Genomic DNA, 221 nt, shown 5'->3' with positions numbered 1-221 from the left:
AGGTCTGCCGCGCGCAGTCAGATGACAGGCACCGCATCCGGCGTACCCGCACCCGCAGCAGCACGCGGCGCCCATCGGCCGGCACGTCCGCCGGCATGCGCTCATGGAAGGCGTGGACCCTCCTAGTCAGCGTCCCGCACGCCGGGCACTCCACCGCCCCGCCACGCGTCGACGCGTGAACCACGATCACCTCGCCGGTGTCCTCGATCCCCTCGATCACC

Annotated in this window: 1 protein-coding gene; it reads right to left on the bottom strand. The window is 71.9% G+C overall.

The window, feature by feature from the left end; genetic code table 11:
• On the bottom strand, positions 1–221 hold a 221-nt coding region (locus tag AC5RWU_RS24855; protein ID WP_493986821.1), incomplete at both ends, for a transposase family protein.

Source organism: Arthrobacter sp. B0427-1-12 (genome assembly GCF_059092905.1).
This window is presented reverse-complemented; position numbering and strand designations above follow the sequence as displayed.